Raw genomic sequence first — 21,818 nt, 5'->3', positions numbered from 1 at the left:
ATTGTAGTATAAAAAAATTTATGATTGCTTTAACGCACAAAAAGAATAGTCAAATGATTCATCGCTTCGATGAACTCTTTCTTAAATAAGAGCATAATAGAGCTCAGTGTTGCAACCAATACTACAAAAGAAACTGTAATTTTAATAGGAAATCCAATAACCAAAAGGTTGAATTGGGGCATCGTTTTCATGAGCATGCCAAAGACAACATCTAAGAGTAAAGAAAAAGCAACTACAGGGAAAGAGAGAATAAAGCCATAAACAAACATTCCTGTCATTGCCTTGAGCAAATACGTAAGCATATTTGTTTGCGGATAAAAGCTTCCCAGAGGTAAAAGACTGAGTGAATCAGCAATAAACAAAAGCATTTGGTGATGCCCATTAAACGCTAAAATAACCATCAATCCTATCAAAGCGAGTAATTGCGATAAAATAGGAATAGAAGTACTTGTTTGAGGATCAATGACACTTGCCATCGTAAAGCCCATAATAAAGGAGATTTGCATACCCGCCATTTGCAAAATGGAAATAGTAATGGTTAAAAAAAGTCCCGCAACAAAACCAATGAGTAACTCTCCAACGATAGCCAGCGAGAGATTGAGCATATTTGGCATTACCTGTAAAGCTGGTAAAAGTGGAAATAAAAAGATAACCATAAAAAAAGTCATAGACGTTTTAATGGTTAGGGGAATAGTCGCATGTGAAAAAAAAGGAAAAAAAGCGAAAAGTCCACTAATTCTTGCAAAGAGTAGAAAAAAAAGTATCACTTGATGTTCACCAAAAAGTTTTACCAGTGATTCCACGTTATGCTTCCTCTTTTAGCCCATCCACATGGAGATGGCGTACGTAAGTACACTGTTTGGCTAACTGATGATTATGGGTAACCAAAAGAAGCGCAGCATTCTCTTTTTCAATGTACTCAAACAAAACATTCATGACCTCTTGCGCTGTTTTATCATCAAGGTTACCCGTTGGTTCATCTGCAAAAATAATCTTAGGCTTCTTTGCTAAAACCCGTGCTATAGAAACACGCTGTTGCTGCCCACCGGAAAGATCACCCACACGGTAATTCATAAAATCTGCAATTCCTAAACGCTCTAAAATGCCATTATCAATTTTTTTATCGCTGATAAAAGAAGCCAATTCAATATTTTCATTGGCAAAAAAGCCCTTAAACAAGTAGTGTGACTGAAAAATAATACCAACATCATAACGTCTGAGTTTTAATCTTGCATCATCATTATCGTTATAAATGTTATGATCACACAAAATCACTTCTCCCTGATTGGGTTGAAGCAGTGTAGAGCAGATGTGTAAAAGTGTTGATTTTCCACTTCCACTAACGCCTAAAATTGCCATCGATTCTTTGGGTGCTAATTTAAAATTGACATTTTCAAACAAAGGATAGTCAAAAGCGTGCGAGATATTATGTGCGTGTAGTAAAGACATCAATGTCCTTCAGGAGAAGTGGTGAAGAGCTATCTTCACCACTGATAATTTAATACTTATTTAAGTTGCTCAGCAACTTCGCTAGCGAAGTCACATGCTTTTTTCTCTAAGCCTTCGCCAAGTTCAAAACGAACATAGCCTACAAGCTCAATTTTACCACCAAGCTCTTTTGCTTTTTCTTCAATAACTTGTGCAATGGTTTTTTTATCATCCATAACATAGAATTGACTTAAGAGTGTGTACTGTTGATCAAGCTGTGTATTGTCAGCGATGAAGCGATCAATCTGTCCAGGAATGATTTTATCCCAGATTTGCTCAGGTTTACCCTGTGCTTTAAGTTCAGCTTCCATCTCTTTTTTAGCATTTTCTAAAACAGCGTCAGTTAATTGTACGCGAGAAACAAACAATGGCATACGCTTAAGAGGTTTTTGAAGTCTTTTTAACTCCTCATTCTCTTTTTCAATGTCTGCTTTAATACCAATAGTCTCTTTTTCAACAAACTCAGGATCAAGCTCAGTATAGCTTAAAAAACTAGGTTTCATCGCTGCTGCATGCATACAAAGATTTCTAATAAACTCACCTGCTTTTTCTGCAGTTTGCTCACTATCACAACTTGCAGCGATAAGAACACCGACACGACCATTAGAGTGAACATAACCATTAACAAGACCATTTGCGCCTGCTTTAAGTGTTGCAAAACGTCTTACAACTAAGTTCTCTCCGATTGTTGCAACTTTTGTAGCAAAAAATTCTTCAAAAACAGTTCCGTTAATTGTTGTTTTCATCAAATCTTCAACTGTCTCAACACTGGTTGACTGAATGTGTGATGTTGTATCTTTTGTTAAATTAATAAAGCCTTCATTTTTTGCAACAAAGTCAGTTTCAGCATTAATCTCACTTACAGTTGCCGTTTTCAAGTTAGCATCAACATGAACATTGACCAAACCTTCACTTGCGAGTCTGTCAGCTTTCTTAGCTGCTTTACCAAGGCCTTTTTCTCTTAAAAGGTCTTTTGCCGCTTCAAAATCACCATCGGTATCGACAAGTGCTTTTTTGCAGTCCATCATACCAGCCCCAGTGGACTCACGTAATTCTTTTACTAAAGCAGCGGTAATCTCAGCCATTATTCGCCTGCCTCTGTTGCAAATTCTTCTTCACTTACTACTTCACTAATCAATGCTTTCTTCTCGTCTTCGCTAATCTCAGCTGCTTCTTCAGATACAGGAGCATCTTTTGAACGAATTTCATAACCCTCTGTCATCGCTTCACACATCTCTTTACAGAAAAGTTGAATTGAACGGATTGCATCATCATTTCCTGGGATTGGAAGATCTACAACGTCTGGATCACAGTTTGTATCAAGTGGAGCTACAACAGTGATTCCAAGTCTTCTTGCTTCTTGAACAGCAATTTTCTCTTTTACTGTATCAATAACAAAAATCATGTCTGGTAAGTTTTTCATGTTTCTGATACCACCAAGGTAATCAAGAAGTTTCTCTTTTTTTCTTCTAAGCATTAACGCTTCTTTTTTTGTAAGAAGGTCAATTTGTCCATCTTCTTCCATTTTCTCGATGATGTCAAGTTTACGAATTGATTGTCTGATTGTTTGGTAGTTTGTAAGCATTCCGCCTAACCATCTGTGGTTAACGTATGGCATACCGCATTTTTCTGCGTATTCTTTAACTGCTTGGCTTGCTTGTTTTTTTGTACCAACAAAAAGCATTGTTTTGCCTTCTGCCGCTGCATCTTTAACAACATTGTACGTGTATCTAAAATAACGTAATGTTTTTTGTAAATCTACAATGTAGATATTTTTTCGTTCACCGAAGATGAATTTTTTCATCTTTGGATTCCAACGTCTTGTTTGGTGTCCGAAGTGTACACCACATTCTAATAGGTCTTTCATGGTTACCATGAAGCGCTCCTTGTGTATTTTTTGGTTTAGCCTCCACACCCATCAACAGTAAAACTGCAACCGTAAAGGATTGGTGTGTGTGAGATTTGGACGATGATTATAGTCAAAACAAGATTAAATTTAGCTTGTTTTAATCTAAAAATAAGTTCTGATACAATGCTTTAATTTACTTTAAATCAAAAAAATCCTATAATTGCGCAAATCTAAAAGATAGAGGTGATATTTTGCGTTTAATCCTAGCCTGTTTATTAAGCCTTTCTTTACTGTCGTCGGCAGAATACATGGGAGCTACTTCATATAGCAGTGATGATTTTGAAGCTGAGTTTAGTTCAAAAACAGATGAAAATCTTTTCGATCCACTCAGTGGCTACAACGAAATTATGACCAGTTTTAACGATAAATTTTACGAATATCTTTTAAGACCAACAGCACAGGGTTATGCCTATGTTGTGCCACAAATGGCACGTAATGGAGTTGCTAATTTTTTTGAGAATATTTTTTATCCTATTCGCTTAGTGAATAACCTCTTGCAATTAAAATTTCACAATAGTTGGGAAGAAACAGAGCGTTTTGTACTTAACTCAACGATGGGTATTTTAGGCTTTAGAGATGTAGCAGGCGAAGAATTAGGCATTAAAGCACACGATGAAGATTTGGGTCAAACACTTGGACATTATGGTGTTGGCAGTGGTTTTCACGTTGTTCTACCTTTATTTGGTCCATCAAATGTACGCGATATTGCTGGACTTGCAGGCGATATGTGGCTTAATCCAATCAACTACATTAAAGCACGTGATGCAAATTTATTAGATAGTTCAGAAGAAGCACTTGCTGTTACAGCATTGTATACTGTTAATAAGACGTCTTTACATGTAAAAGAATATGACAACTTTAAAAAAGATGCCATCGAACTCTATCCCTTCTTGCGTAATTTTTATGAGTCAAGAAGAAATAAACTCATAAGTGAATAAAACCATGAAACGAATTCTTGCCTTAGCGATGTTGGCACTTTTATATTCTAACCCTCTTCTTGCAGTGGAAGAAGAAAATATCTCAACGTTTATGCAAAGCAATATAGACCTTGCAACAACCATTTTACGCGATAAAAAGATTCAAAAGATTGAAAAATCAGAGAAGCTTTTTGTTATTTTTGATTCAATTTTTGATTATACACTAATGGCACAACTTGCTATTGGAGGAAAACAATGGGCTGCACTTCCTCCTTCTAAACAAATAGAATTTACAAAACTCTTTGAGCAAAAGCTCAAAGTATCGTATATGGAAAAACTTGATCTTTACACTGATGAGAAGATCGTTATTAAAAATTTAGAAAAAATCAAAGATACACGTATCCATTTAACAACTCATTTAATGAAAAACAGTGAAGTATATGAGATTATTTATAAATTTTACAAAGATAAGAACAACAGTTGGATGATTTATGATGTTGATATTTTAGGTGTAAGTATTATTCAAACCTATCGTACACAGTTTGCAGATATTTTGGCAAAAGATTCTTTTGAAAAATTGCTTGAAAAGCTCAAGCAGCCAGATGAGGCAACACCAAAGAAACAGTAGATTACTGTTTCTTTATTTGGATTTATACGTTAATTTTTTCTTTAATCGTTTTTGCTTTTTGAGCAATCGTAGCAATTTTCTCGGTTCCACTTAAACTTTCATTGAGCAATACTTCAACAAAAGCACTTCCGACAATAACACCATCGACACCTTTTACTCGTTCTTTGGCAGTCTTTTCATTGACACCAAAACCTACAAACAATGGCGTAGTACTTTGCTCTTTAATAGCTTGAATCGTTTTTGTGAGATCTTCACTCGCATGAGCTCCGGTAATACCTGCATAGGCTACAAGATAGATAAATCCTTTTGCATCTTTCACAACTTTTGCAATACGCTCTTTACTGTCTGTTGGTGCAACAAAACTGATCAAAGAAAGATGATGCTGATCCATCAAAGGCAGATAGGGTGCTGCCTCTTCATGAGGGAGATCAGGGATAATAAAACCTTTAACACCATACTCAACTGCTTTTTGTGCAAATGTCTCTACACCTTTATGGTAGAAAGGATTAAAATATCCCATCCAATAGGTTTCAATTTTAGGAGCAACGATAGACGATATCTCAAAAAGGGTCTCCATTTTAAAACCGTTCTGTAGTGCATGTAAATTAGCAACTTCAATAATAGGGCCATCTGCAACAGGATCAGAAAATGGGATACCAAGTTCTAACTTATCAACACCTGCTTCTTTTAAAGCAGAAACTAAATCTAATGAAAAAATTTTATCGGGAAAACCCGCCGTAATATAGGCAACTAATTGCTTCACTCTTTCTCCAGCATATGAGGTACTTTAATAATTAAGGGATTTAAAACCGTAAAGAATGGCGCATCATTTTCAACATCTTTGCGGTACTTTTCAAACTGATCACTGACCAATAATAACCAATCAATGAAATCTTCACTTGCTGGTCCTTGCAACATACGCGCTTCTTCAACAATATCTTCACACAATACCGCTAATTTAATGATAGGATCAAGTTTTAAAAATCCTGCGGCTGATTTCATATTATGGAAAATACGAAAAAGATCTCCGATGTTTTCAGAATAACGCTCTTTTTTACTGAGCCCAATAATCAGAGGCTCCATATTTTCACACATAATGGCATAGTGAGAGATAAAATCCCCTACAATTTCGATGTCAAAATCAACTTCCAATTGCGCAAAAACACCCATGTCGCTTACCTCCGAAGTTGCTCATTGTACCATTTTTTTTATAAATTATCCTTGTCTTAGATGTAAAAAAAAGAGGGTATAATTCCTCCATGAAAACAATTACATCTATTAAACAGCACAAGGGACAAACGCCCCTTACCGTCATTACAGCCTATGATGCACTTTTTGCTTCTTTATTTGATCAAAGAGTGGACATTATCTTAGTTGGCGATAGCCTCAATATGAGTTTCAATGCCAAACCTGACACACTCTCTGCCTCTATGGAAGTGATGTTGTACCATACGAAAGCAGTGTGCGCTGGGGCAAAAGAGACTTTTATTGTTTGTGATATGCCTTTTGGTACCTATACAGATGAAAAGATGGCTTTACATAATGCTTCACTTGTTTACAGCCAAACCAATGCTCATGCGGTAAAAATCGAAGGTGGGGTGAGTCGTGCTCCTATTATTAGAGCCCTTACACAAAATTCCATTGCTGTCATGGGCCATATCGGATTAATGCCTCAATATGTACGCTCAGAAGGCGGTTATAAAGTACGTGGACGTAGTGAGGAAGATATATTAACACTTATTGAAGATGCCAAAGCCGTTGAAGAAGCGGGTGCATTTAGTTTAGTCATTGAAGGCGTTGTTGAAGAAGCGGCAAAACGCATCTCTGAGTCGATTTCTATTCCTACGATTGGTATTGGTGCTGGGAAATATACCGATGGACAAGTTCTTGTATGGAGTGATATGCTAGGCTTTTTCCAAGCCTTTCAACCTAAATTTGTCAAGCGTTATTTAGAAGGTGCAACACTGGTTCAAAATGCTGTAGATATGTATGTTAAAGAGGTGCAAGAACGCAGTTTTCCTGAAACTCCTTATACCTACACAAAGTGAGTGAAATGGAACGCATCGTTGAAATTGAAAAAATCACGTTTGAAAATGACTATGAAAAAAGCTTAAGACCGTCCTCTTTTGAGGATTATATTGGGCAAGAAAAAATTAAAAAAAACTTGCAAGTCTTTATTCAAGCAGCGCAAAAACGTTCAGAATGTTTAGATCATATTCTCTTTTTTGGACCTCCAGGTCTTGGTAAAACCACTTTAGCGCATATTATTTCCAATGAAATGCGCGCTAATATGAAAATTACTGCTGCACCCATGATCGAAAAGAGTGGTGATTTGGCGGCCATTTTAACCAATCTTCAAGAGGGCGATATTTTATTTATTGATGAGATTCACAGGCTTTCACCTGCGATAGAAGAAATTCTTTATCCTGCTATGGAAGATTTTCGTCTTGACATCATTATAGGTTCTGGTCCTGCGGCGCAAACGATTAAGATTGACCTACCTCATTTTACACTCATTGGAGCAACCACGCGTGCCGGTATGATAAGTTCCCCTCTGCGTGATCGTTTTGGTATGCACTTTCGTTTACAATTTTACACCAAAGAAGAACTTGCCCTTATTATCACAAAGGCATCCCATAAACTTGAGAAAATTTGTCTTCAAGATGCCGCCACTGAAATGGCGAGACGTTCACGTGGAACACCTCGTATCGCCTTACGACTTTTAAAACGTATTCGTGATTATGCCGATGTGGAAGATGAAGATCAGATCAATAAAGAACGCGCGCAATATGGACTTAATGAACTCGGGGTGAATGATCTTGGTTTTGATGAGCTTGATATAAAATACCTTGAGCTTTTACTTCAAAGTAAAGGTAAACCTTTGGGGCTTAGCACTATTGGTGCAGCACTGAGTGAAGATGAAGGGACAATTGAAGATGTGATTGAACCCTATTTATTGGCGAACAGTTACATTGAGCGTACTGCACGTGGTCGCATTGCAACAACAAAGACTTACGAGCTTTTCAGGCTTACCCCACCAACATTGCAAAATGTACTTTTTGAGGACAATGTATGAATGAACATCGCTTCTTTTTAACGGCTATTTTTTTGGTAGTTTTATTTTCCATTATTAAGCTTTATGAACCTTTTTTAATGATTATTGCTATCGCATCATTGCTGGCAATGGCTACGTATAATCTCAATCTTAAGCTCTATAGTTTAACAAGGAATAGACACCTTGCGGCTGTCTTATCTACCGTATTTTTATCGATCCTTCTCTTTGGGCCTATTGTCTATACCATTACGTCGGTTGGGAGTATTGTCAATAATTTTGATTTTTCAATCATTGAACGGGTTCAAGCCTACCTACGCACACTTGACTACCAACTTTCAACACCATTTGCTTTTATGCAAACGCCTCTCAATGACTTTATCAGCACGCTTAACATTGCTCAGCTTTCAAGTAGCGCGCTTTCTTATCTTGGCTCTATAGGTAAGAACAGTGCAGGATTTTTAAAAGATATGCTCCTTATCGTTGTGTTCTTCTTTTTTGCATTACTAAACGGTAAAGATATGATTGACTATATCAAAAGTGTCATGCCTATTGATTCAACAGAAGTTAACTTTGTCTTTTCAGAAGTGACCAATGTGATGAGTGTGGTTTTCTACTCTATATTACTAAGTGCCATTTTCCAAGGAGCACTTTTTTCGATTATCGGTATGTATTTTGGTTATGATGGTCTTTTATTAGGTATTTTTTATGGCTTTGCATCGCTCATTCCGATCGTTGGAGGGGCACTCATGTGGATTCCACTGTGTGCAATTGAAGTAGCACACGGCAATACGACAACAGCGATTATTATTGCGACCTATTCGATTGTGGTGATCTCTATTATCGCCGATACATTTATTAAACCTCTTATCATTAAATATATCAATGACAAAATGGTCAAAACACCTACTGAAGTCAATGAACTTTTGATTTTCTTTGCTATTTTTGCGGGACTTACAACGTTTGGCTTTTGGGGAATGATACTTGGACCTGCTATTACAACATTCTTTTTATCGATTTTAAAACTCTATAAACTGCTCAAAGCAAAACATTATATGTAAAAGGTTGGCGTTTTTAGCCAACCTCTTTTAAAAGTACTTCTATTGTTTCAATCATACGCTTATGGCGCTCTTTACGCTCTTCTAAAAATATAACTTTTTCTTCTTTAATGGCTGTAAATTGACTAATCAGACGGTCATAATCCTTATTGAGAAATGTGTTTCGGGTATTCATCATATTTTCAAGCTCATAGAGATGAAACGAAGTCCTAAGACGCTCTTTGATCTCATCGAGTTTCGGTACATAGAGTGAGAATTTCGTTGGATTTTCTTCATAAAGTTTTACCGATTTTTCGATTTTATTTTCTAAAAAAGCCACGCACACTTCGGTAGCATTTTGGTAGTTAAAACTCACCGCACTGGAAAGATGGTTAAATTCGGAGCTAATTTTGGCATAAGAATCTGCAATCTCGTCGTTAAAAGGTTTTAAGATGCTCTCATACGCCTTAGAAGCAAAACGACGCATGTTAGCAAACTCGATGTCAGAGTGAAGCTCTTCACTTTTGCGAATGACTTCGTACGGCGCTTGCCATTTTAAAATTCCTTGCTCTAAGGAGCGATAAACCAAACGGTTTTTCTCATTCACCTCATTTTGAATTGAACCAAGATTACGAACGTATTGCTTAAACATTTTACCAATCAAATTTTCTTCGTAAAAAAGACTTTTATAAATGAGATCCGAGTTGATTTTAGGCGCTTGGTATTCAAAGGGTGCATACGAAGCTTGCTTACTAAAAAGACCTGCTTTTTGTACTTCAAAACGTATCTGTTTGACTGTTGTTATTTGATTATAGATAGCATCAGCAATCGTTTCAATAATTTGCTCTATTCGCATAAAGGCACTTTTAAGATCATGGGAAAACTTGCCTTTAAGCTCTGTAAAAAGACCTTTGGCTTCGGCTTCAAAACGAATAATCTCTTCTAAAAGCTCATCGTAAATGGAGAGAAAAAGCTGATGCTGTGCGATTAATTTTGAAGCAATCTCGTTAATCTCTTTGGTGATGGCAAACTCTTTGGATTGTGTTGATTTGGGCTGAATTTCTCGGCGAATGAAATCCAAAACTTTGTCGATGTTTGACTCTTCTAAAAGCTTGAGATTTGCACCCAAGTCACTTTGCAAAATAAAATCCAGTGTGCTTTGGTATGCTTTAAAATCATGCTCAACCCCAGCAAAATCAAGCTTCTCACCACTACTTTGTAGCTTTACATGTAAATCATGCATAAACTCTTCAAGCTTTTCTTCCATCATTACTTTTTTGTCGTGACTGCGAGACTCTAACGCTTGACGTGCCGAAATAGGAATGACATCGCTAAAAAACTCTTTAAAAGCTGTCTTAACATAGTTGGTTGTCTCTTCAACCTGAGCAGGTGTGAATTTATCTTTTTGATTTAAAACACAAAGCGATTTATTTTGATACTTACCAAGGTACTCTTCCAAAACTTGAAGCTCACTCATCTTGCCTGCATTGTCGATAAGTGTCAGCCAAATAATACCATCAACTTCTTTGAGCACTTTTTCAGTTGTTTGGGTATCGGTTGCAGCTTGTGAATTAAGACCAGGAGTGTCGACAAAGACTACATCTTTAAGAATGTTCAGCGGTGCATAAAGCACAAGGTAGGCAATGTCTTCGACATGTTCTCGCTGATCTGTAAAATGGGCAATATTGCTAATATCATGGTATTCATCCCTACCATCTTTATAACGCACACGGATTTTAAACTCTTCACCATAACGAATATAGTTTACCTTAGATGTTACAGGAGTAATACCTGTCGGTAAAATACTTTTGGCTAAAAGTGCATTGAGAAATGTAGATTTTCCACTGGAAAATTGTCCTGTGATGGCTACTTTCATCGGTTCTTCTGAGCGAATTTGCAGACGATCTAATGCTTTTTTGAGCTGAATGGAAGGAAGTTGCTCTTCACAAAGAAGCACATATTGTACTTTTTTAAGAGCACCTAAAAGTGTTGCGTCAAACTCAGGTACGACCTTTAAAAAATACTCTTTATAGGAAGTTACGAAATTCTCTAAAAGACTCATTTTGACTCCTTTGCCGCACTTAAATCATTGAGTACTATGCCCATCACGCGCTCTTTCTCTTTGATTTCCAAAATACGCGCTTCTCGGTTAAGGGTTTGATCTTTCATTTGACGCATTGCACGTTCAATCAACTCTTCTTCTGCAGCAAAGCGCTCTTCAATAAGACGTGCAGGCGTTTCACACAATGTTACAAAGGAACCTAGAAGCTCTTGATTGACTTTCAGTAGTTTGTCATTTAACATCTCTTTAATACCCGAAAATTCAGCACTAAACAGTGCATCGAGTGCTGTTGAAAGTGCACTCAAATCATTTTTTCCATACTTTTTAATAGCTTCATTAGCACCTGCAATAACAATGGTACTGTTTTTAAAAACAAGCAAGGAACCTAGATGCTCTTCACAAAACGCTTTTGCATCGAAATGGTTTGCCGATACATCGCTTTTAAATTCACCGTATTTTGTATCCATATATTCTAAAGAGTTTTGCATCTTTTTTTGAAATTCATAGCGGTAATCGCGAATAAGATCAACCATACCATCTTTAATTGCTGTCTCTATCATCGAGCCAATACGCTCTTCCTTCGGCGCTTTTTTATTTTTACTGAATTCATAACTGACATCGTCCGTAATACGTCGTTTAACAACATTTTGGAGTTTATCCAGCTGATTGTTTGCAAATTTCTGAAGCGTTATAAAATAGTGTTCCATCTCTTCTTTGCTTTGCGCAACACTGTTTTTAATTTGCTCTAAGAAATTTACCATTACTTTTTTATCGTCTTGGTGTTTGACATACGCTTGTTCAATCTCTTCGTTCGAGATAGTTAAAAAATGTAGCTCTTGCTCAAACGATGCCATCGATTCGTTAATGACGGATTCAATCTCTTTAGCGTTTGCAGAGATAATAAGATTGGCTTTTTGGCTATTACTTCCAAAAAGGACATCTTCAAGGTACGCTTCAACCAATGGTAAACCTGTGCGTTGCATGTCGTAACCAAGTGCTAATGCTTCTTTTTCTTGACCCAATTTATGCATCAACGCCAGTTTTCCAGCAATGGGGATAAAAACAATTTTAGCGATGATTTCATCCAGTTTTGCACTCTTGTTTTGCTCTTTCAATCGCGCTTCAATACTTCGTTTAGTATAGGCGATAACCTCTTGGAGCTCTTTTTCTTTAATTGCATCAATGCGGGTAATGACAATCAACAAACGTGCTACATTGCGGTATAAAAGGGCATCAATAATAAAATCAATGTCTTTTTGGGTTGCCGCTTGTGCCGCATTCATCAGGTGAATCATCAAATCGCATTCGCTAAGGTATTCTAATGTGATCTCTTCACGTTGCACAACAGGATCATCAAGACCTGGGGTATCAACGATCTGGACACCATCTTGAACAAATTTAAGGTCGGTATAGAGTTCAACACTTTTGATAAGATTGCATTTTTTATCCGAATGCTTAGCAGAAGTGTACAGGGCTAAATCATTCACATCAATCGATTGGCTCTCACCCTTAGGTGTTACCAATGTATTAAACTGCTCACCAAAATGGTCTTTACTCTCTTTTACAAATGTTTCTAAACTCTTAAGGCTCTGAGCACCTTCTTCGATTTTGCTCCACTCTTTGGTATTCCAAAAATTCACAATAGCATATGGATTTTTGGCGTATTTGATGAGCGTTAGGTTAGCCGTTTCTGGTACGACGGACGTGCCTAAAACCTCTTGCCCTAAAAGAGCATTGAGCATGGTAGATTTACCCGCATTCATAACACCCGTAATACCAATGGAAAAACGTTGATTTTCTAAACGTTCGGGAATAATACTTAAACGTTCGCTCAAACGTGGAGATTCAACAGCTTGTTTGAGGTTATCAATGGCCGTTAAAAGTAAATGAAGTGCGGTTTTATAATAGTTCTCTTGTGTAGTTGCACTTTTTACCTGCAATGAGGCAACTTCTATTTTTTTCTCTTCAATAAGGGTAATAATGCTACTCAATGAACGCAGGGCATCGTAGGTGAGAATCCCCTCTCTTTTTAAGAGTTCTAGTCGTTTAAGAATCGCATGATTTATCTGTAAATTGCCGAGTGTTACGATATAACCAAGCAGTTGGCTTTGAGCATATTGTATAGTTTCTTTACTAAAGGTTGATTGCTGAAAAAGTGTTTTTAAAACAGTTTTAGGTTCTTCAAGGCTTGCCATATTGGCAAAATTTTGAGGACTTATGATAAGTAAGATGGCTGAACCATCGCAAAAATTATCAAAAGCAGTTGATAGGGTTTGATCGAGCAAGGTTTTATGTTTTTCGTCGAAAACAGCGTGCTTGTTTAACCTCTCACTCCAGATGAGTAAGAAAAAATCATTGATGATATGCATGAGATACTATCTTTAAAGTTTTTTTGATTATATCAGTATTTCTTATAAGAGAAACAAAAATGTAAGACTAAATATCAAGATTAAGGCAAGGGATAAGACAAGTATCTTATCCCTTTTTTTGAAGGCAAACTTATTTGAGAGCGACTAGCTTTCTTCTCATATAAGCAATTTTTGATTGAAGTGGTAAGTGTTTTGGACAGTTGTCTTCGCACGCAACGAGACTCATACATCCAAAAATTCCATCATCATCACCAACGAGTTCATAGAAGTCCTCGTCAGTTCTGTTATCATGTGGATCCATTGCAAAACGAGCAACACGGTTCAAACCAACAGCACCAATAAAGTTTGGTCTCATCAATTTTGTACCACATGCTGCAACACAGATACCACACTCAATACAACGATCAAGCTCAAAAGTCTCATCAGCGAGTTTTGGCTCCATTGGTGCTTCAAGTTTAGAAATGTCAACAGTGTGATTGGTGTGAATCCAACTCTCAACACGTTTACTCATACCATTCATCCAGTTACCTGTATCAACAGAAAGGTCTTTTAGTAACTTAAATGCAGGCATTGGCATTAACTGAATAACACCGCCTGGGAAATTTTTTGTCAATGTTCTACATGCAAGCGCAGGTTTACCATTAACCATCATACCACAACTTCCACAGATACCTGCACGGCATACAAAGTCGAAAGAAAGGTCAGCATCCATTGTTTCGCGAATTTTCGTAAGCGCGATAAAGAGTGTCATACCATCAGTTTCTTCAAGTTTGTACTCTGCAAAGTGCGCTTTGGAAAGTTTTGATTGTGGGTTATATTTCATAGCCCTTATGGTAATAGTTCTACTCATTTTGCATCTCCAAATCTCTCATTTTTAGCTTTATAGTAAGGTTGAAGCTCAAATGGCATAAGCGCATCTTGAATTACATGTCTGTCTTTGCCTGCTGCTTCCATCTCTTCACGAAGTTTATCCACCTCTTCTTGACGTTTAAGGCTGAGATCATTTTCAATAATCATACCTTTTGCGCCATATCCACGGAATGCTGGTGGAATTTCCATTTTCATAATGTCTAGATCTTCATAACTTACCGTTGGAAGGGTAGAACCCTCTTTCCATGAAGTAAGAGTACGTTTCAACCAGTTAGCATCGTCACGTTTCAAGAAGTCTTCACGGTAGTGTGCACCACGACTCTCTGTTCTCTCACGTGCACCCATAGCTACACAAAGAGCAAGTTTAAGCATCATAGGAACACGGTATGCTTCTTCAAGTTCTGGGTTAGCAGATGCTGTTTTAGATTTAACATTAACATCGTGAGATTTTTTGAGAAGTTCTTCAAGTTCATTAACCGCTTCAGCAAGACCTTTGCCATCACGGAAAATCGCAACTTTTTCCCACATAATTTCTCTCATTCTATTTTTGATTTCAAAGATGTTGTGTTTACCTTTATTGGTTAACAAGTGGTCAATAAAATCTTTTTGTTTTTTAAGTGATTTTTCAATTGTTGCTGTATTAACATTGACTTCATTTGCTAAACAGAAATCAGCAAAATAATCACCAACGATCATACCCGCAACAACAGTCTCACTTACAGAGTTACCGCCAAGACGGTTAAATCCGTGCATATCCCAACAAGCAGCTTCACCCGCAGAGAAAAGACCTGCAAGAGTTGGAGACTCACCGGTTGGTTTTGTTCTAATACCACCCATTGAGTAGTGTTGCATTGGAAGAACTGGTGCCCAACCTTTTGGACCTTCATCCGCAGGATCGATACCGTTAAAGATTTGACAAATTTCTTGTACATCTCTTAAGTTTCTCTCAATGTGTGCACGACCAAGAATAGAGATATCTAACCACAAGTGCTCACCATATGGAGATTTAACACCTTTACCTTTACGGATGTGTTCCATCATACGACGACTTACAACGTCACGACTTGCAAGTTCTTTTTTCTCTGGTTCGTAATCTGGCATAAATCTATGACCATCAACGTCACGTAATAGACCACCATCACCTCTACAACCCTCAGTTAAAAGAATACCTGATGGAACGATTGGAGTTGGGTGGAATTGTACTGCTTCCATGTTACCAAGTGTCGCAACACCAGTCTCAAGAGCAATAGCAGCACCGATACCATCACAGATAACTGCATTGGTAGTTTGTTTATAAAGTCTACCGTAACCTCCCGTTGCGATCAAAGTACCTTTAGCAACGTAAGCCCAAAGCTCACCAGTTACAAGATCTCTTACAATCGCACCGTAACAACGGTTGTTTTCATGAATAAGCGCAATCGCTTCTTTTCTATCTTCAATATTGACATTGTGTTTTAACGCTTCGTTAGCAACACCAAAAAGCATAGTATGACCTGTAGCATCCGCTGTATAACAGGTTCTCCATTTTTTAGTACCACCAAAGTCACGAGAGTGGATATAACCGTGTACTTCTGCATCTTCAACGATCGTTGTTCTCTCAGCATTGATGATCGCTTCTCTGCTACCTTGAGCAATTCTCGTCCAAGGCACGCCCCAACCTGCTAACTCACGGATAGCTTTAGGTGCAACGGTAACGAACATACGTGCAACTTCTTGGTCACAGCCCCAGTCACTACCTTTTACAGTATCGGCAAAGTGAACATCTTCGTTGTCACCACGACTCATTTTTGAGTTACCAAGACTTGCTTGCATACCACCTTGTGCCGCAGCAGAGTGAGATCTCTTAACTGGACAAAGACTTAAAACTGTTGTACTAAGACCACGAGATTGCGTAGCAATCGCCGCTCTAAGACCCGCTAAACCACCACCGATTACCAGTGCATCACAATATTTTACGTTCATTTTTACGCCCTAACCTTCACATCATATCTTGCTTCTAATTGTGCCGTTGGTTTATACGCTTCACCGACATTGTTTCTGTGCTCGTATCCGATTTTAACATATGCAGCAAGTGTTAAAAGACCAAGTGCTAAGAAAAATACAGTTACAGCCCATTTAACTTTTTTAAGATTTTTACGAGAATCTTTAGCGTGTTCGCCTTCAAACCAACCCCATTTTACACAGAGACGATAAAGACCAATACCACCGTGGAACTCTACTGCTAGAAGAAGAAGAAGATAAAATGGCCACATAAATTCGCTGTACATTCTATCTGCTGAACCAAATGGTCCGATTTTGTCTGCTTGAACCGCCATAGTAAAGAGGTGAGCAGAACCAAGGAAGAACATTGCAAAACCGGTGAACGCTTGTGTAAACCACATTGTTGTATCATCGTGTTTCATCATGCCCATGTGTGTTTTGTATGCTTGATACTGTCTAAATGTAATAGGCAATTTTCTCATTCCGAGCATTGCATGTACAATAAAGACCGCGAATACAAACAATACGATTCCTGAAACGATCCAAGGTTGTGGTTCACTTAAGAACAAACTACCTTCAAACATTTTTGTTATTGTGTACATAAAGTCTTTGCTGATCAAAATAGTTGATACAAAGAACATATGTCCCCACATAAACAAACCTAAGAATAGTCCTGTCGCACTTTGAACATAGTCCAATTTCGCAGGAACTCTACTCTTTTTTCCCTCAACGCTCGTACCTAGAAAACCTTCAAGTAGGTCACTCACATTTTATCCTTTTTGTGAAGTTTTATAAACACTCATAAATGTGCAAATAACACACTTATGAATGTCAATCTCTAACAAAAACCCCTTAAAAAGGCTGTTTTTAAAAAGTTTAAACACATCATAACTATGCTAGTTTGTACATATTACCTGAAATTATAATATACGAAAGGGGATTTAAAAGGGATTTTTTTATCCCCTTTTCCCTCGTCTAATAATGAAGCTGTAAAGAAGTAAAGAAGCAATGATCATCAGAATAGAAAGCGCTTGTCCTTTGCTCATCCACTCTCCATAAACAAATCCGATTTGAAAGTCTGGTTCTCTCCAAAACTCTGCAATAAAGCGTCCTAAAGAGTAGAAAAACCCATAAAGTGCGATAAGTTCGCCATCGTATTTTTTAAAGTTTCGGTAAAAATAAAGTACCACAAAAACCATCAATCCCTCTAAGAGTGCTTCATAGAGTTGCGAAGGATGGCGAAGAACACCATCGACATAAATACCCCAGATCACATCCGTTGGGCGACCGAAGAGTTCTTGATTGAGAAAGTTACCAATGCGACCGAAAATGTAACCCACAGGAACACTTATGGCGACAACATCTAGAAGTCTCCAGACATTGATTTTATGTTTGAGGTAAAAGAACCATGTTCCTAAGAAAAATCCCACAATCGCACCATGATAACTCATACCACGAATGCCTACAAATGTGCCGTCTATAAAGGGATTAAACATCTGCCACGGATTGGAGAGGTAATAATCTACATGCGGATCGTAAAAGAGAATGTATCCAATGCGTGCACCTAAAACAATACCGATTTCAATCCAAATAAAATAGCTCTCTAAAATTTGATTGGTAAAACCAAGATTATCTCGTTTAACAAACCATTTTGCAGCATAAAGCGCTCCAAGAAGAGCAAGCATATACATAAGCCCATACCAATGTACAGCGACAGGTCCTAATTTAAAAGCGACAGGGTCAAAGTGACTGTAAATATTATTCCAAAATTGCATCAAAATCCTTACATGATAAAAAAATATTTTACTGAATTTAGATTAAGAGAGAGTTGAGAAAGAAGTCAAACTATACCGTTATGTGTCTCTACTTCAACACGGTTACGACCATTCTCTTTAGCTAGGTACAAGCATTTATCAGCTCGTGCAACCATACTCGTTTCATCATCATTTAAATGATACGTTGCCACACCAAAACTGGCTGTACAACTCCCCACATACGCAAAGTCCTCCGCTTCGATGACACCACGAAGCTTTTCTGCCAACACATGTGCCGCTTCCATGTTACTACTCGGAAGAAGAATTAAAAATTCTTCGCCACCCCATCTTCCTACGGCATCTTCCAAACGAACATTGACTTTTAAGAGCTTTGCTATCGCTTGCAATAAACTATCGCCTACTTGATGACCATAGGTGTCATTCACGGATTTAAATTTATCAATATCAAGAAGAATAATCGAAAGAGGTGTCTGGTGACGTTTTGCAATACTGATGTACTGCGCAAAAAGCTCATCGAGTTTAAGACGATTATATAATCCCGTCAGACGATCGGTAATAGAGAGCTCTTCAACTCTTTTTTTATCGGTAATATCATGTCGAATAGCAGTATATCCTACCAAAGAGTACTCTTCATTATACCGAGGTTCAATAATCGTTTCCATCCAATACGCAGAACCATCTTTACGTCTATTTTTAATCTCCCCATACCATGAAATACCTTTTTTCAAAGTAGCCCACATCTCCTTATAAAGTGATGAAGGAATATCAGGATGCCTAACGATATTATGACTTTTCCCAATAAGCTCTTCTTTGGTATAACCCGAAATCTTACAAAAAGCCTCACTTACTTCTAGGATGATCCCATGTAAATTTGTACTTGAAGTAATCACATGTGTGTCAATAATTTGCAGGTATTTTTCAAGTTCATATTTTGATTTACGATACGCAGTAATATCACTAAAAGTAACTAACACTGAAGTGATCTTGTCAAAATCATCTGAAAAAATAGGCTGGGCATTGGTTTGAACCCATAATAGAGTCCCATCTTCTCGTCTAATTCCCATAATGACATTATTTTGCGGTAATCCCGTATTTAAGGCTTTAAAAGAAGGATGATCCTCCAGTGCAAATACGGAACCATCTTCATGAACAGTGCTCCATTTAGTGTCATTACTGGCATTACCAACAATGTCACTTTTAACAACTTGCAACATCTCTTGCGCTGCTAAATTGCACTCAACAACGATGCTGTGATCGTCCAAAACCATCACACCCTCTTGCATTGTCTGAAAAATAGAGCGTATTTCGGATTCTGACTTTGCTAAAAGTTTTGTCTTTTCCTCGGCTATCGCATATGCTTTTTTACGTGTCCGTTGAAGCACGTAAATCAACCCACTTAGTAAGCCAAACAAAAGTAGGCTAAAGAGCATTTGAATCCATGGGAAATAGTGACTATTGTTCATATCTAACACGTTTTTGGCTTTAAAATGAATCGTCCATGTTTTTCCATAAATTTCCAAAGAAGCATAGTCACTTAATCGTGGCTCAATCAACTCAGGATTGGAATTGTAAAGAAGGTTCTGCTCTAGCGGTGCCATACCGACGTAAATTTCAAAATCCACTAAAATATAATTACTCTGCAAAAGTTGTTCAAACATTTTTTTAGAATCAATGGCTAAATAAACAATCCCTTTGGCATCTTTTAAACGCTCTTGGGGAGAAGATGGAGCCTCTCGTGATTGGTATAACGGGAAAAAAAGTAAAAAGCCCGATTGATGGTCTGTCGTATACTTTTGCACCAAATTGATTTTAGAAGAGAGTGTCGCATCTGCTCGCATTAATGATTGATACAATGCATCTTTACGTACACTCTCCGAAGCCAAGTCAAGGCCAAAAGCTTTTTCATTTATTTCAGATAAAGGCTCCAAATAGGTTACGGGGAATAATGGAGAATGTAATGATGCGTTGATTTGAAAAACAGTATAGTGTGCAAACCCTTCTTCTCGTACAGCTTGTTCATGTTTGAGCCGATCATAAGGTTGAATTAAAGGAGCATAGCCTAATGCGCGAAAACCTAAAAACTGCTCATTAATATGGTTTGCAAGGGCATATTGTTTCCACTCTTCTCTTGTGACATCATCCGAAGCATTCATAAAGGCTGCCACACTTCGAATGAGTTGAATATGAGCATCGAGTTCTTTATGAATTAAACTTGCTATATGATTTGAGGCTGCTTGAAAGCGAATCTGTTCTGTCTCTTTAATCCAAAGAGCACTCTTCCACGCAATCAAGAAGGAGAATAATAAACCTAAAAATAAAAAAAACCATGGTAAGAGTGCAGATTCCCAAAAGCGTTTCAAGAAACTTCTCCTTTATACCAATGATAAAGGAGATTGTAGCGTAATTTAGGGAGTAAGGCTCATGTAATTGTATGAAAGGCAAGAAAATTTCTTGCCTCGACATCATTATTGGACTTGAATTTTTTTGACTTCCATTTTTTCAACTTTGAGTTTTGGAAGGACTATTTCGAGTACACCATCCGTGCTACTCGCTTCTATGTTTTCAACATCTACATTTTCAGGCAAAGCAAAACTGCGTTGAAATTTGCCATAACTGCTTTCAATTTTGTAGTAATCTTTTTCTTGGCGCTCTTCTTTGAAACTTCGCTCGCCAGAAATGACGATTTGATTCTCTTTGAGATCGATGCTGATCTCCTCTTTTTTAACACCAGGAAGATCGATCTCGACATGATAAGCGAACTCGCCCTCACGTGTACTCACACTTGGTTTAAATGCAGAGATGCCACTCTCATCACTTTCGCTAGGATAGTAGTTAAACAACCGACTTTCCAACTCTTTAAGCTCTTTGTACGGATTAAATCGTGTCACTAACATCTTAAACTCCTCTGTTTTTTGAGAGAAGTTTAACCCAAGAGTGTTGTGTGTGTCTGCCACTTAAGTGGCATAAAAAAGCATTTTTAATCACAATTTTTAGGCAGAGCCAAAAAGCCTACGCTAAGCCGCTGCGGCGCTAAAGCTTGCTTCTTTCGAGGCAGAATGTGGTTTGTATGACGTTTATTCTTCAGGAAGGTGTTCAAGCAGGTTTTGAGAGTCTTTGATGAAAATCTCTTTACGTTTCACATCAATCAACCCTTGTTTTTTTAACGATTGAAGATTGCGGTTAAGCACTTTTCGCACGGTTCCCACAAGATTGGCTAGCTCTTCATGGGAGAGATTATTGATGAGTTTAAGCGTTTGTCGATCACCTTGCTTTTCTATATTTTTAGCAATCAATTTTACCAAACGTGTTGTCGTGTCATATAAAGAGAGATCTGCCGCTAATGTTTCAACTTCACGAAGCTGTTTGGCAACGTAGGGTAAAAAGAGTTTATTAAACGAAGGCTTTGTCTCGATCCATTCGCGAAACAATTCGATAGGAAAAACCAACAAGGTAACATCATCCAATGCCATCGCCACATTTTCATGCACTTTGGCATCTAACAGGGTGATGATGTCGTACATATCGCCTTTTGTTAGCAAATAGAGAATTTGCTCTTTACCATTTTCAAAATTGATCTGCGAAATTTTTACACGCCCCTCCAAAATAACAAAAAAATGCTCCATACACTCATCAGGACGCATCAGGATTTCGCCTTTGCTGACATGTACCACACGCCCAAAATGTTCTATGTCGTCTTTGAGTTCTTGCTCTATAACGTCAAGCGCATACAT

At 37.7% G+C, this 21,818-nt stretch carries 20 protein-coding genes; 5 read left to right on the top strand and 15 right to left on the bottom strand.

Features of this window, described 5'->3' with window-relative positions:
• Window positions 1-29 precede the first annotated feature (29 nt).
• From fliR to rpsB, 4 genes are read right to left on the bottom strand one after another with little or no spacing between them, the layout of a single operon-like run.
• Window positions 30-803, bottom strand: coding sequence for a flagellar biosynthetic protein FliR (gene fliR / locus V7Q04_RS02340; RefSeq protein WP_333803309.1), 774 nt, complete (start codon window positions 801-803; stop codon window positions 30-32).
• 1 nt (window position 804) lies between these two features.
• Entirely contained in the window at window positions 805-1,449 is a 645-nt protein-coding gene (locus tag V7Q04_RS02335) for an ABC transporter ATP-binding protein (protein ID WP_333803308.1), read from the bottom strand.
• 56 nt (window positions 1,450-1,505) lie between these two features.
• Window positions 1,506-2,573 (bottom strand): translation elongation factor Ts, encoded by a 1,068-nt coding sequence (tsf, locus tag V7Q04_RS02330; protein ID WP_333803307.1) that lies wholly within the window; start codon window positions 2,571-2,573, stop codon window positions 1,506-1,508.
• Window positions 2,573-3,364 carry a 30S ribosomal protein S2 gene (gene rpsB, locus V7Q04_RS02325; protein WP_333803306.1) on the bottom strand — a complete coding sequence of 264 codons (792 nt, stop codon included), beginning with the start codon at window positions 3,362-3,364 and terminating at the stop codon, window positions 2,573-2,575. Before rpsB ends, tsf begins: the two co-directional genes overlap by 1 nt.
• Before the next feature lie 224 nt (window positions 3,365-3,588).
• Here rpsB and V7Q04_RS02320 point away from each other — a divergent pair, with 224 nt between their 5' ends.
• Both V7Q04_RS02320 and V7Q04_RS02315 read left to right on the top strand, forming a co-directional pair.
• Window positions 3,589-4,335: an MlaA family lipoprotein gene (locus V7Q04_RS02320; protein ID WP_333803305.1), complete on the top strand. Its 747-nt coding sequence runs from the start codon at window positions 3,589-3,591 to the stop codon at window positions 4,333-4,335.
• A gap of 4 nt (window positions 4,336-4,339) precedes the next feature.
• Window positions 4,340-4,942 carry an MlaC/ttg2D family ABC transporter substrate-binding protein gene (locus V7Q04_RS02315; protein ID WP_333803304.1) on the top strand — a complete coding sequence of 201 codons (603 nt, stop codon included), beginning with the start codon at window positions 4,340-4,342 and terminating at the stop codon, window positions 4,940-4,942.
• A gap of 22 nt (window positions 4,943-4,964) precedes the next feature.
• Here the strand turns inward: V7Q04_RS02315 and trpA are convergent, their stop codons facing one another.
• Together trpA and V7Q04_RS02305 are read right to left on the bottom strand one after the other, a co-directional pair.
• Window positions 4,965-5,705, bottom strand: a complete 741-nt coding sequence (gene trpA, locus V7Q04_RS02310) for a tryptophan synthase subunit alpha (RefSeq protein WP_333803303.1) — start codon at window positions 5,703-5,705, stop codon at window positions 4,965-4,967.
• Complete coding sequence (locus V7Q04_RS02305; RefSeq protein ID WP_333803302.1) at window positions 5,702-6,112, bottom strand: Hpt domain-containing protein; 411 nt, start codon at window positions 6,110-6,112, stop codon at window positions 5,702-5,704. The genes trpA and V7Q04_RS02305 overlap by 4 nt, the downstream gene beginning before the upstream one ends.
• A gap of 89 nt (window positions 6,113-6,201) precedes the next feature.
• On the opposite strand from V7Q04_RS02305, the gene panB reads away from it, so the two are divergent.
• The 3 genes from panB to V7Q04_RS02290 are packed head-to-tail and all read left to right on the top strand — an operon-like array spanning window position 6,202 to window position 9,055.
• Window positions 6,202-6,990, top strand: a complete 789-nt coding sequence (gene panB, locus V7Q04_RS02300) for a 3-methyl-2-oxobutanoate hydroxymethyltransferase (protein ID WP_333803301.1) — start codon at window positions 6,202-6,204, stop codon at window positions 6,988-6,990.
• A gap of 5 nt (window positions 6,991-6,995) precedes the next feature.
• The gene (gene ruvB, locus V7Q04_RS02295) at window positions 6,996-8,018 is read left to right on the top strand and encodes a Holliday junction branch migration DNA helicase RuvB (protein WP_333803300.1); all 1,023 of its coding nucleotides are present in this window, start codon (window positions 6,996-6,998) and stop codon (window positions 8,016-8,018) included.
• Window positions 8,015-9,055 carry an AI-2E family transporter gene (locus tag V7Q04_RS02290; RefSeq protein ID WP_333803299.1) on the top strand — a complete coding sequence of 347 codons (1,041 nt, stop codon included), beginning with the start codon at window positions 8,015-8,017 and terminating at the stop codon, window positions 9,053-9,055. Before ruvB ends, V7Q04_RS02290 begins: the two co-directional genes overlap by 4 nt.
• A gap of 13 nt (window positions 9,056-9,068) precedes the next feature.
• On the opposite strand, the gene V7Q04_RS02285 is transcribed toward V7Q04_RS02290, so the two are convergent.
• The 9 genes from V7Q04_RS02285 to V7Q04_RS02245 form a co-directional block, all read right to left on the bottom strand.
• Window positions 9,069-11,093, bottom strand: a complete 2,025-nt coding sequence (locus tag V7Q04_RS02285) for a dynamin family protein (protein WP_333803298.1) — start codon at window positions 11,091-11,093, stop codon at window positions 9,069-9,071.
• Complete coding sequence (locus V7Q04_RS02280) at window positions 11,090-13,462, bottom strand: dynamin family protein (protein WP_333803297.1); 2,373 nt, start codon at window positions 13,460-13,462, stop codon at window positions 11,090-11,092. The genes V7Q04_RS02285 and V7Q04_RS02280 overlap by 4 nt, the downstream gene beginning before the upstream one ends.
• Window positions 13,463-13,592: 130 nt before the next feature.
• On the bottom strand, window positions 13,593-14,312 hold the full coding sequence (locus tag V7Q04_RS02275) for a fumarate reductase iron-sulfur subunit (protein ID WP_333803296.1): 720 nt from the start codon (window positions 14,310-14,312) through the stop codon (window positions 13,593-13,595).
• A complete protein-coding gene (locus V7Q04_RS02270) occupies window positions 14,309-16,294 on the bottom strand; it encodes a fumarate reductase flavoprotein subunit (RefSeq protein WP_333803295.1) in 1,986 nt (661 codons plus the stop codon). The genes V7Q04_RS02275 and V7Q04_RS02270 overlap by 4 nt, the downstream gene beginning before the upstream one ends.
• 2 nt (window positions 16,295-16,296) lie before the next feature.
• Window positions 16,297-17,079: a fumarate reductase cytochrome b subunit gene (locus tag V7Q04_RS02265; protein WP_333803294.1), complete on the bottom strand. Its 783-nt coding sequence runs from the start codon at window positions 17,077-17,079 to the stop codon at window positions 16,297-16,299.
• A gap of 189 nt (window positions 17,080-17,268) precedes the next feature.
• Window positions 17,269-18,087, bottom strand: a complete 819-nt coding sequence (gene lgt / locus V7Q04_RS02260; RefSeq protein WP_333803293.1) for a prolipoprotein diacylglyceryl transferase — start codon at window positions 18,085-18,087, stop codon at window positions 17,269-17,271.
• Between the two features lie 65 nt (window positions 18,088-18,152).
• Window positions 18,153-20,447, bottom strand: coding sequence for a diguanylate cyclase (locus tag V7Q04_RS02255; RefSeq protein WP_333803292.1), 2,295 nt, complete (start codon window positions 20,445-20,447; stop codon window positions 18,153-18,155).
• A gap of 105 nt (window positions 20,448-20,552) precedes the next feature.
• Complete coding sequence (locus V7Q04_RS02250) at window positions 20,553-20,981, bottom strand: Hsp20/alpha crystallin family protein (protein WP_333803291.1); 429 nt, start codon at window positions 20,979-20,981, stop codon at window positions 20,553-20,555.
• Window positions 20,982-21,161: 180 nt separating this feature from the next.
• Window positions 21,162-21,818 carry a Crp/Fnr family transcriptional regulator gene (locus V7Q04_RS02245; protein WP_333803290.1) on the bottom strand — a complete coding sequence of 219 codons (657 nt, stop codon included), beginning with the start codon at window positions 21,816-21,818 and terminating at the stop codon, window positions 21,162-21,164.

Source organism: Sulfurospirillum sp., from assembly GCF_036802865.1.
Classification (GTDB): domain Bacteria; phylum Campylobacterota; class Campylobacteria; order Campylobacterales; family Sulfurospirillaceae; genus Sulfurospirillum.
The sequence above is the reverse complement of the archived record's forward strand: the minus strand, read 5'-3'. Positions and strand labels throughout refer to the sequence as shown.

Coding starts and splice junctions, on each gene's coding strand:
- rpsB (WP_333803306.1), bottom strand. CDS start 3,364: ATGGTAACCATGAAAGACCTATTAGAATGTGGTGTACACTTCGGACAC.
- V7Q04_RS02275 (WP_333803296.1), bottom strand. CDS start 14,312: ATGAGTAGAACTATTACCATAAGGGCTATGAAATATAACCCACAATCA.
- V7Q04_RS02305 (WP_333803302.1), bottom strand. CDS start 6,112: ATGGGTGTTTTTGCGCAATTGGAAGTTGATTTTGACATCGAAATTGTA.
- lgt (WP_333803293.1), bottom strand. CDS start 18,087: ATGCAATTTTGGAATAATATTTACAGTCACTTTGACCCTGTCGCTTTT.
- V7Q04_RS02245 (WP_333803290.1), bottom strand. CDS start 21,818: ATGTATGCGCTTGACGTTATAGAGCAAGAACTCAAAGACGACATAGAA.
- V7Q04_RS02270 (WP_333803295.1), bottom strand. CDS start 16,294: ATGAACGTAAAATATTGTGATGCACTGGTAATCGGTGGTGGTTTAGCG.
- V7Q04_RS02290 (WP_333803299.1), top strand. CDS start 8,015: ATGAATGAACATCGCTTCTTTTTAACGGCTATTTTTTTGGTAGTTTTA.
- V7Q04_RS02285 (WP_333803298.1), bottom strand. CDS start 11,093: ATGAGTCTTTTAGAGAATTTCGTAACTTCCTATAAAGAGTATTTTTTA.
- V7Q04_RS02335 (WP_333803308.1), bottom strand. CDS start 1,449: ATGTCTTTACTACACGCACATAATATCTCGCACGCTTTTGACTATCCT.
- tsf (WP_333803307.1), bottom strand. CDS start 2,573: ATGGCTGAGATTACCGCTGCTTTAGTAAAAGAATTACGTGAGTCCACT.
- V7Q04_RS02280 (WP_333803297.1), bottom strand. CDS start 13,462: ATGCATATCATCAATGATTTTTTCTTACTCATCTGGAGTGAGAGGTTA.
- V7Q04_RS02315 (WP_333803304.1), top strand. CDS start 4,340: ATGAAACGAATTCTTGCCTTAGCGATGTTGGCACTTTTATATTCTAAC.
- ruvB (WP_333803300.1), top strand. CDS start 6,996: ATGGAACGCATCGTTGAAATTGAAAAAATCACGTTTGAAAATGACTAT.
- panB (WP_333803301.1), top strand. CDS start 6,202: ATGAAAACAATTACATCTATTAAACAGCACAAGGGACAAACGCCCCTT.
- V7Q04_RS02250 (WP_333803291.1), bottom strand. CDS start 20,981: ATGTTAGTGACACGATTTAATCCGTACAAAGAGCTTAAAGAGTTGGAA.